Origin of the sequence: Synechococcus sp. W60.3, from assembly GCF_047502615.1 — a bacterium.
In the GTDB taxonomy this organism is placed as follows: domain Bacteria; phylum Cyanobacteriota; class Cyanobacteriia; order Thermostichales; family Thermostichaceae; genus Thermostichus.
The window spans coordinates 113300-122907 of sequence record NZ_JANSHJ010000004.1 but is presented as its reverse complement, the minus strand read 5'-3'; the positions used below and the strand labels follow the sequence as shown (position 1 = coordinate 122907).

At 61.6% G+C, this 9608-nt stretch carries 11 protein-coding genes; 5 read left to right on the top strand and 6 right to left on the bottom strand.

The genetic code is table 11. The features are described 5' to 3' along the window. The 4 genes from NW846_RS02790 to cysW all read left to right on the top strand — a co-directional run. Nucleotides 1–652, top strand: a 652-nt coding sequence (locus tag NW846_RS02790) for a sulfate ABC transporter substrate-binding protein (RefSeq protein ID WP_414515235.1), incomplete at its 5' end; no start/stop codon positions are given. Nucleotides 653–791: 139 nt separating this feature from the next. Then, nucleotides 792–1871, top strand: coding sequence for a sulfate/molybdate ABC transporter ATP-binding protein (locus tag NW846_RS02785; RefSeq protein ID WP_414346881.1), 1080 nt, complete (start codon nt 792–794; stop codon nt 1869–1871). Nucleotides 1872–1877: 6 nt separating this feature from the next. Next, a complete protein-coding gene (gene cysT / locus NW846_RS02780; protein ID WP_414346880.1) occupies nt 1878–2690 on the top strand; it encodes a sulfate ABC transporter permease subunit CysT in 813 nt (270 codons plus the stop codon). Further along, the gene (cysW, locus tag NW846_RS02775) at nt 2680–3519 is read left to right on the top strand and encodes a sulfate ABC transporter permease subunit CysW (protein WP_414346879.1); all 840 of its coding nucleotides are present in this window, start codon (nt 2680–2682) and stop codon (nt 3517–3519) included. The genes cysT and cysW overlap by 11 nt, the downstream gene beginning before the upstream one ends. A 13-nt stretch (nt 3520–3532) precedes the next feature. Here cysW and msrA read toward each other — a convergent pair whose 3' ends face one another. From msrA to sfsA, 3 genes are all read right to left on the bottom strand, one after another. Next, nucleotides 3533–4207, bottom strand: coding sequence for a peptide-methionine (S)-S-oxide reductase MsrA (gene msrA / locus NW846_RS02770; protein WP_414346886.1), 675 nt, complete (start codon nt 4205–4207; stop codon nt 3533–3535). Nucleotides 4208–4305: 98 nt separating this feature from the next. Then, complete coding sequence (xth, locus tag NW846_RS02765; protein WP_099812467.1) at nt 4306–5091, bottom strand: exodeoxyribonuclease III; 786 nt, start codon at nt 5089–5091, stop codon at nt 4306–4308. 24 nt (nt 5092–5115) lie between these two features. Continuing rightward, the gene (sfsA, locus tag NW846_RS02760; protein ID WP_011429372.1) at nt 5116–5835 is read right to left on the bottom strand and encodes a DNA/RNA nuclease SfsA; all 720 of its coding nucleotides are present in this window, start codon (nt 5833–5835) and stop codon (nt 5116–5118) included. Nucleotides 5836–6025: 190 nt separating this feature from the next. Between sfsA and NW846_RS02755 the strand changes: the two genes are divergently transcribed. Further along, nucleotides 6026–6622, top strand: coding sequence for an NYN domain-containing protein (locus NW846_RS02755; protein ID WP_011429371.1), 597 nt, complete (start codon nt 6026–6028; stop codon nt 6620–6622). A 34-nt stretch (nt 6623–6656) separates the two neighbouring features. On the opposite strand, the gene cbiE is transcribed toward NW846_RS02755, so the two are convergent. The 3 genes from cbiE to NW846_RS02740 are packed head-to-tail and all read right to left on the bottom strand — an operon-like array spanning nt 6657 to nt 9185. Beyond that, nucleotides 6657–7916, bottom strand: a complete 1260-nt coding sequence (cbiE, locus tag NW846_RS02750) for a precorrin-6y C5,15-methyltransferase (decarboxylating) subunit CbiE (RefSeq protein WP_099812468.1) — start codon at nt 7914–7916, stop codon at nt 6657–6659. Beyond that, the gene (locus tag NW846_RS02745; protein WP_414402643.1) at nt 7917–8522 is read right to left on the bottom strand and encodes a hypothetical protein; all 606 of its coding nucleotides are present in this window, start codon (nt 8520–8522) and stop codon (nt 7917–7919) included. It lies immediately after the preceding gene. A gap of 33 nt (nt 8523–8555) precedes the next feature. Then, nucleotides 8556–9185: a cobalt-precorrin-8X methylmutase gene (locus NW846_RS02740; protein ID WP_414346885.1), complete on the bottom strand. Its 630-nt coding sequence runs from the start codon at nt 9183–9185 to the stop codon at nt 8556–8558. Nucleotides 9186–9608: the final 423 nt, after the last annotated feature.

The window sequence follows — 9608 nt, the reverse complement described above, 5'->3', positions numbered from 1 at the left end:
CAACCAAGGGATCGTCACCCGTTCGGTGGTGGTGATGGTAACGCGGGAGGGCAACCCCCACGATATCCGCTCCTGGACGGATCTGGCTCGGCCTGGCTTGCAGGTGGTTACTGCCAACCCCAAAACCTCCGGGGGCGCCCGCTGGAACTTTTTGGCCCTCTGGAGCGCTGTCCCTGAGCCGCAGGCCCTAGCCTTCACTACTCAGGTCTACAAAAACGTCCGCGTCCTGCCGCGGGACTCGCGGGAGGCTACGGATGTCTTTTTCCAAAAAGGGCAGGGGGATGCCCTGCTCACCTACGAACATGAGGTGATCCTGGCGGGCTTGCGCGGCCAGCCCTTGCCCTACGTGGTGCCGGATCCCAACATCTCCATCGATCAGGCGGTGGCGGTGGTGGACGCCAACGTGGACCGCAAGGGCACCCGCGCCGTGGCCGAAGCCTTTGTCGACTACCTGTTTACCCCAGAAGCGCAGCGGGCCTTTGCCGAGGTGGGTTTTCGGCCGGTGGAGCCCACGATGGCCCAAGAGTTTGCCTGGCGCTACCCTCCCATCAAAAATCTGGTGACTGTCGCCGACCTGGGCGGCTGGGAAGCTGTCCAGAACCGCTTCTTTGCCGACGGGGCTTTGTTTGACCGCATCCAAGCCCAGTTGTAGACCGATCCCTTGTCTTCCTCTCCCCGTTCGGGGTATCCTGGGGGCTGTATCAACGGTTTGTTGACAGGTTTACCGTAGATTAGAGGCTCCCTCCTTCGTCAGAAACGCCGTCCGGCCAACCCTTAGCTAGGCAGAACCTATGGGCATCAGCATCGCAGGGGTATCGAAGCGTTTTGGGCAGTTTCAGGCCCTCCACCCTACGGATCTCACCATTCCCACGGGATCCCTGGTCGCCCTGTTGGGGCCGTCGGGTTCGGGCAAATCCACCCTCTTGCGCCTCATTGCTGGTCTAGAAAAGCCGGACACGGGGCGGATTTTCCTCACCGGTCGGGATGCCACCCACGCCAGCGTCCAGGAGCGCAATGTTGGCTTTGTCTTCCAGCACTACGCCCTGTTCAAGCACATGACGGTGCGGCAGAACATTGCCTTTGGCCTGGAGATCCGCAAAGCTTCGCGGGCCGAGATCCGGGCGCGGGTGGACGAGCTGTTGGAGCTGGTGCAACTGTCGGGGTTTGGGGATCGCTATCCCTCGCAGCTTTCGGGGGGGCAGCGGCAGCGGGTGGCCCTGGCCCGCGCCTTGGCGGTGGAGCCGCAGGTATTGCTTTTGGACGAGCCTTTTGGGGCGCTGGATGCCAGGGTGCGCAAGGAGCTGCGCCAGTGGCTGCGGCGCCTGCACGACAAGGTGCACGTCACCACCGTCTTGGTTACCCACGACCAAGAGGAGGCCATGGAGGTGGCCGACCAGATCGTGGTCATGAACCAGGGGCGGATCGAGCAGGTGGGATCCCCTGCCGAGATCTACGATCACCCGGCCACCCCCTTTGTCATGAGCTTTATCGGCCCGGTTAACGAGCTCTCTCCCCGCTCCCTGTTATCTTGCCAGCTTCCCGAAGCGCAGGCCGGCCCGCACCAGCTTTTCTTGCGCCCCCACGATGTGCAGATCGAGGTCAACCCCAATAGCAGCGGCGTCCCCGCGTGGGTAAAAGCGATCATCCACCTGGGGCGGGAGATCCAGGCGGAGCTGGTCTTGAGCGATGGCGGATCCCTCTGGGCCCACCTGAGCCGGGATCAATACGCCAGCCAGCCGCTGCAGGTGGGGCAGCAGGTCTATGTCCGTCCCAAGGTGGTCAAGGCCTTTCCCCTCAAAAAAAACGACAAGAAAACTGCCATGACCCCGCTGGCGACGGCGGGACGAAGTCCGATGTCGCTGGGAGCTTGAGGAAAGTTGCAGCAAGCTGGGTTTCAACTGTCTTGGCCGTGGCGGCTGAGCTTGGGCTATCTCTTCCTGATGTTGGCCCTGCCGCTGGCCGCCTTGATCGCTAAGTCCAGCAGCGTGGGCTGGGCGGAGTTTTGGCGGATCGCGACGGATCCGGTGGCCCTCTCCGCCTATGAAGTTACTTTTGTAACTGCGCTGCTGGCGGCCTTAGTGAATGGTGTAATGGGCACCCTGACGGCTTGGGTGTTGGTGCGCTACACCTTTCCCGGCAAAAAGCTCCTCGAGGGGTTGATCGATCTGCCCTTTGCCCTGCCCACGGCTGTTGCCGGCCTCACCCTGGCGACGGTTTACAGCAGCAACGGCTGGATTGGATCCCTGTTGGCCCCCTTGGGGATCCGCATTGCCTTCACTCGCTTGGGGGTGGGGGTGGCGATGCTGTTTATCTCTTTTCCCTTTGTGGTGCGGACGGTGCAGCCAGTGCTGCAGGAGCTGGAACAAGAGGTGGAAGAAGCGGCCTGGAGTTTGGGCGCCTCCCGCTGGCAGACCTTCTGGCGGGTGGTGCTGCCCCAGATTTTGCCCGCTGTTTTAACCGGGGTGGCCCTGGGGTTTTCCCGCGCTGTGGGCGAATATGGCTCCATCGTTATCATCGCCTCCAGCATCCCCTTCCGGGATCTCATCGCGGCAATGCTGGTGATCCAGCGGCTGGAACAGTACGACTATGCCGGGGCAACGGTAATCGGGACAGTGATGCTGGGGATCTCTTTCTTGTCGCTGGTGGTGATTAACCTTCTGCAAGCTTGGGGAAGTCGCCATGAAACCTGACGGGATATCGGGGGTCCAACCGGAGCCATCGACAAACCCTTGGCTGTCGGGCCTGTTGATCGGCATTGTCGGGCTCTACATTGCCCTGCTGCTTGGGATCCCGGTGGTGAACATCTTCTACCAAGCGTTTCGAGAAGGGATCCCAGCTTTTCTGCAGCACCTGACCGAGCGGGAGCTGCTCAGTGCCCTCCGATTGACGGTGCTGACTGCCTTGGTTGTCGTGCCTCTCAATACCCTTTTCGGCCTCTGTGCCGCCTTGGCCCTGGCTCGCCGCCGTTTTCCGGGGCGGGCCTTGCTGCTCAGCCTCATCGATCTGCCCTTTTCCATTTCGCCAGTGGTGGCCGGCCTGATGCTGGTGCTGATCTTTGGCCGTCAGGGTTGGCTGGGATCCTGGAATCTGCGGGTCATTTTTGCCTTTCCGGGCATTGTGCTGGCCACCGCTTTCATCACTTTGCCCTTTGTGGTGCGGGAGGTGCTGCCGGTGTTGGAAGAGGCCGGCACCGAAGAGGAAGAGGCCGCCAAAACGCTGGGGGCCAATTCCTGGCAGATCTTCTTGCGCATCACCCTGCCCAACATCCGCTGGGGCCTTCTCTACGGCGTCATCCTGACCAATGCCCGCGCCATGGGGGAGTTCGGGGCGGTGGCCGTGGTCTCCGGCAACATCATCGGCCGTACCCAGACCCTTCCCTTGTTTGTGGAAGATGCCTACCGCAGCTATGCCACGGGCTCGGCCTATGCGGCAGCGGTGGTGCTCTCCTTGCTGGCAGTGGTGACCCTGGTGGCCAGGGAGCTGCTGGAGCGGGGATCCCCTTCCCGTCGCATCTTTTAGGTTCCCTCTCTCTCTAAGGAGAAAGGTCGGGGGTGAGGAGCTCCGGCAGCGGTACCCCAGTTCCCCCCAGGCCGCAGTAGCCGCGCGGGTTTTTGGCGAGGTACTGCTGGTGGTAGTCTTCGGCGTAGTAGAACTCTGGAGCCTCCAGGATCTCAGTGGTGATGGGGCCGTAGCCGTGGGCGCTCAGGACTTGCTGGTAGAGGTCGCGGGTTTTTTCCGCCAGCTCCCGCTGGGTCTGGGAATAGACGTAGATGCCGGAGCGATACTGAGTGCCCACATCATTGCCCTGCCGCATCCCTTGGGTGGGATCGTGGTTTTCCCAAAACACCTTCAAAAGCTGCAGGTAGCTGATTTGAGCCGGATCGTAAACCACCCGCACCACCTCGTTGTGGCCAGTCAAGCCGGTGCAGACCTCTTCATAGGTGGGGTTGGGAGTATACCCGCCCGCATAGCCCACTGCAGTGGTGAACACCCCAGGCAACTGCCAAAACCTGCGCTCCGCTCCCCAGAAGCAGCCCATGCCGAACAGGGCCAGCTCCATGCCCTCCGGAAAGGGGGGCTTTAGCGGCGTGCCCTTGACGTAGTGCCGGTTGACGATCGCCATTGGCTCGGAGCGGCCCGGCAAAGCCTCCTCCGGGGTGGGCAGGGTCAGTTTCTTGCCCAATTTGCCAAAACCAAAGAGCGCCATCGCGATAGCCCGATACATTCGTTAACACTTATCAGCCTAACGCAGGTGGCCGCTGTTGTCTTGAAATTAAGGATTGGCAAGCGAGCAGCCTGGGGATTTCAGATTGCCAGCTCCACAACCACAGGGGCATGGTCGCTGGGCTTTTGTGCCCGCCGCGGTTCGACGTCGATCCAGCAGGCAGTAGCTTTGTCCTGGAGCAGAGGGGAAAGGTAGAAGTGATCGATGCGCCAGCCGCGGTTCTTCTGGAACCCACCCCCGCGGTAGTCCCACCAGCTAAAATGTCCGGGATCCGGGGTGAATTTGCGAAAGGCATCCTCAAACCCCAAAGCCAGGATCTCCCGCAGGGCCTGCCGCTCCGGCTCCGAGGCCATGATTTCCCCGGCTTTGCGGGGATCGTAAATATCCCGGTCTTCGGGGGCGATGTTGAAGTCGCCGCAGAGGAGGATGGGCTGCCCCTGGCCCAGGGCGATGTTGAGGTAATCCTTCAGGCGGGCCAACCAGTGCAATTTGTAAGCGTACTTGTCGGATCCCACCGCCTCGCCATTGGGCACGTAGAGGTTGAGAATGCGGATGCCGCGGTAGAGGCCGCCGATCAGCCGCTTTTGCTCGTCCAGCTCCGCCGCTGCCGGCAGCAGGGCCCCAAAGCCACGCTCTACTTTTTCCGGCACCTCCCGGCTGATGAGGGCAACGCCGTTGTAGGCTTTCTGCCCGTACACTTCTACGTAAAAGCCTCGCTCCTCAAAGGGCGCGCGGGGAAAGTCCGCATCCACCACCTTGGTCTCCTGCAAGCAGAGCACATCCAGGGATCCCTGCTTGTCCAGCCAAGCCAAAACCTGGGGCAGCCGGGTGCGAATGGAGTTGACGTTCCAGGTGGCCACTTGCATGGCAGCAGGTTTCCAAGACGACGCTCAGGCCACTATTTTGGCCAAACCCAGCGGACGGATCCCCTGTGGCGAGACCGCGATCCGGTAGGGCAGCACCTCAACCCCAGCCTGCAGCGCCTGGCGAAACAGATGGGCATAGCGGGGATCCCGTTCTTCGCCGGGGGCAAACTCGGTGCAATCGGCGCGGTTGATCCAATACAGCAGCAGAGCCCGCTGCCCTTGCCGGCGGATCTCGATGAGATCTTCCAGGTGCTTTTGGCCGCGAGTCGTCACCGTATCGGGAAACAGGGCGCGGGATCCCACGGCCCAAGTGGTATTTTTAACCTCTAGGTAGGCCAAGCCAGAGTCTCCCATCAGCAGGAAGTCGATTTTGCTCCTGCCGCAAGTCACTTCCCGTTGCCAGCGGGAGAACTCCGCCAATTGGGGAAACCACCCTCGTGCCAGCCCCCATTCCACCAGGCGATTGGGCAGGCCGGTGTTGATCCCCACCCACACCCCTTCCACCTGGATCATCTCCCAGGTGTAGGCCAATTTGCGCTTGGGATCGGGGTGATAGGAGAGGTACACAGGCGCTCCCACCTGGCAAACCCCCGTCATCGGCCCGGTGTTGGGGCAGTGAGCGGTTACCGGTTGCCCATTTTCCAGCTCCACCTCGGCAAAGAAGCGCCGGTAGCGGCTGCGCAACACCCCCCTGCGCAAGGGGGTGGAAAAACAGTAAGGGGGCGGCCCCTCTTGGGCGGGCATCTGCAAGCGTCCTCCGGTGAGTATTTTTCTTTAGGATTTTGGAAGTCTTCCGGGTGGAGGGAGCTTCCTGCGCTAGGGTAAATGACGTATCTCTCCAGCCAGGGCCTTTTTTGCCGACGCCTTGTTCCTATAGCTTTTAATACTTTATCTTTTTCTATCCCTTTGCCAAAACTTGGAGAAGAAAGCCCGAATGTTGCGTCTTGATCCTGAGCCCGGCTTTCAGCCCCCGGATCCCTTCCAGGACGACCGTGGGCGCGTGGCCATCTTTATCGACGGATCCAACCTCTTCTATGCCGCCCTACAGATGGGCATTGAGATCGACTACACCCGCCTGCTGAAGACGCTGACCGGCCGTTCTCCCCTCCTGCGCTCCTTTTTCTACACCGGCGTCGATCGCAACAACGAAAAGCAGCAGGGGTTTTTGCTCTGGATGCGCCGCAACGGCTACCGTGTGGTTACCAAAGAGCTGACCCAACTGCCCGATGGCTCCAAGCGGGCCAATCTAGATGTGGAAATCGCTGTGGACATGTTGTCGCTGGTGCGCTGGTACGAGACGGCGGTGCTGGTGAGCGGCGATGGGGATCTGGCCTATGCAGTCAATGCCGTCAGCTACCAAGGGGCGCGGGTGGAGGTAGTTAGCCTGCGCTCGATGACCAGCGACCAGCTAATTAACTTGGCGGATCGCTACATCGACCTGGAGTCCATCAAGGATCAAATTAAGAAGACCAACCGCCCCTCCTACCTGTACCGACCGAGCTTCACCACCGATGAGGAGGACGAGGGGTAAATTGCCCCCAGCTGGGGGCAGGGCGACGAGGCCGTTACTGCAACCTCAAATTTGAAGGGATCCCTTGCAGCAGGTAAACGGGGTTGAGCGGGGAAAAGCGGGTGCCCTCGGCCAAGGCCGTGGAACGGGAGATCTGGATGTGTTCCACCCGCACCTGCCAGCCCCGCGAGCGCAGCCATTGCAGAGCTTCGCTGCAGGTTTCCAGGGTGGCGAAGTTAGCCACCAAGATCCCCTCAGGCCGCAGGCGGGCCGCCACCGCCGGCAGCAGATCGCGGATCCCTTTGCCGCCTCCCCCCAGCAACACCCGCTCCGGATCCGGCAGGTCGGCCAGCACCCGGGGCGCTGTCCCCGGGATCACGTGCAGGTTTTCCAGATCGAAGCGTTGGCGGTTGCGCCGGATAAGACAAATGCCTGTGGCGTTGCGCTCGATGGCATAGACCTGGAGCTGGGGGGAGAGGCGGGCGATCTCCACGGCTACGGAACCGGTGCCGGCCCCGATATCCCACACCACTCCCTGCCGCGGCAGTTGCAGCGCCCCCAGCGTGAGCAGTCGGATGGGCTGCTTGGTGATCAGGCCGGGCTGGTCGGGAAAGGTGTGGAACTGGTCGTCCGGGATCCCCACCAAAGGCCAGCGGCGGGGATCCGGTTCCGGCTCAACGCGCCGCAACACCACCAAGTTGGGGCTGGGGAAGGCAGATTTCTCCCCTTCTTGCAGGGGCAGGATCTGCTCGTGGGGGGATCCCAGTTGGCTGCACACCCAGCCCTGGTAGCGCACCGGCAGCCGCAGGTCGGCGATAAACTGGGCCACCGCCGCCGGGGTGTGCTCCGGATCGGTCAGGGCCACAATAAGAGGGGATCCCTGCCTAAGGGCGTCTTGCAACCGCTCCACCCCCCGCCCGTGCAGGCTGAGGATGGTGGCCTCCTGCCAGGGGATCTGCAGGCGGTTGAGGGCCAACTGCACTGAGCTGACTTGGGGATAAAAGGCCAGTTGCTCCGCCGGGAAGTACTGCGTTAACAGGCGCCCAATCCCAAAAAACAGCGGATCCCCGCTGGCCAACAAAACCAGGGATCCCTGCGCCAGCTCCTTTTGCAAAAGCGGGATCCAACTTTCCACTGGTCCAGTAAGCCGGATCTGGCGGGCCGGATGGTCAGCAAAGTGCTGCAGCAAGCTGGAGGGCCCGGCCAAGGTTTGCGCTTGGGAGAGGGGGGGAATCGCCCAGGAGGCCACCGAGCCATCTGCTGCTACCCCTATAACCGCAAGCTGAGGTGATCGGCCAGATGTTGTCGTAGCCATCTAGCGTTCGACAGGCGGGTGGTACTGGCGCATGTGGTTGAGAAAATCCAGGCGCAACTCCGCCACTTCCCGCTGCATCTCCCGCATTTCCCGAATAAAGCCCAGATGAGCCTCGATCAGGCGGCCATCCCGCTCCCGGAATTGCTCCATCATCAGGGCTTGCGCCTCCCTCAGCTCGGCAAAGCCGGCCTGCATATCGCGGCGGGATTCCTGGATGGCCCTCTCCAGCTCATCTCCCCGCTCTTCGTTCTGGCGAATCCGCTCCTGGTTGTGCTGAATCAGCGTCCGGATCTCCTGGATTTCGGTCTGGAGCTGGGCTTCGATGGCCTGCCGCTCGGCTCGCATTGCGGCCATCTGGACCTCAAAGCGCTCGGCAGCCCGCTGCTGCTCAGTTCGGATCTCGGCGATCTCGGCGGAGAAACGCTCGGCGGCCCGCTGCTGCTCGGCCCGGATCTCGGCAATTTGGGCGGCAAAGGCCTGCCGCATCTCCGTCATCTGGGCCTCAAACCGCTCGGCAGCTCTCTGCTGTTCGGCTCGGATCTCTTGAAGCTGTTCTTGTTGAAGCTGAAGGTTGCGGATCAGCCACTCCTCTTGTTCGGGGGTCATGGGAAAGGTCTGAAGATGTCGTTCCAATTCTAGTCAGTTGGGGATGGGATCCCGGCGGGCGGCCAGCAGTAGGGCATTGACGATGGCAGCGGCCACCGGGGATCCGCCTTTGCGGCCCTCCACCCGAATCTGGGGGACATCCGTTTGCGCTAGCGCCCGTTTGGCCTCTTCCACTGCCACAAAGCCCACTGGCACCCCGATCACCAGGCTGGGCCGGATCCGCTGGGCCCGCATCTCTTCCACCAGCGCCAGCAGCGCCGTGGGCGCGTTGCCGACGACAAAGATCGCTTCCGGGTAGCGCCGGGCTACCTTGACCATCCCCTGGGCCGTGCGCGTTTGCCCGGCTTCAAGAGGCTCTTCTGCCCAGTCCAAAGCGCAATGGAGCGGGATCCCCTGCGCCGCGAGGCCAGCTTGGATCCCGGCGGCCACCATCCGCACATCCACCACCAGCGGCCGTCGTTGCCGCAGGGCCGCCAGTCCCGCCTCAACTGCCGTGGGGCTGAACACAAAGCGATCCCGCAGCTCGAAGTTAGCGGTGGCGTGGATGGCGCGGCGCACGATCTCATAGGGGATCCCTTGCCAGGGGTGGGGGCCGATCTCTTGGTCAATCTGGCGGAAGCTGGCCGCTGTAATGGGGTCTATCCAAGCTGTTTCATCCATCATGGGATCGGTAGGCAGAGCCACATCTGGCAGGAGGGTTTTCTCCATCCTGTTGACGCAAGCGGTTTTGTTTGGAAAAAGGGGTGGGGAATGTCCAGAAAAAGCCGCTCAAGAGGGTTATCTGAGAGAAACGCCCCTCCAGTCCACTCTAGACGCCCTCCAGCAACCGCTAAGATCGGTCTATCCTGATGGAGGTGGGCCTGCTGTTGTCACATACAAAAGGATAGCTTGGTAGCCCCGCACTTTAGTGCGGGGCGGAAAAGCCCGCTAGCGACTTTAGTTGCTAACTGCTATAATCCTAGCCAGACCAGGGGAAAACGCTAACTACGGTGAAAAACCCGAGCAGCAACAAATCCTCTGGAGCGAGAAGTAAGCAGAACCTTGGGGCTTTGCCTTAAGGAACTGTCTAGAGGCGCTTTGACAACG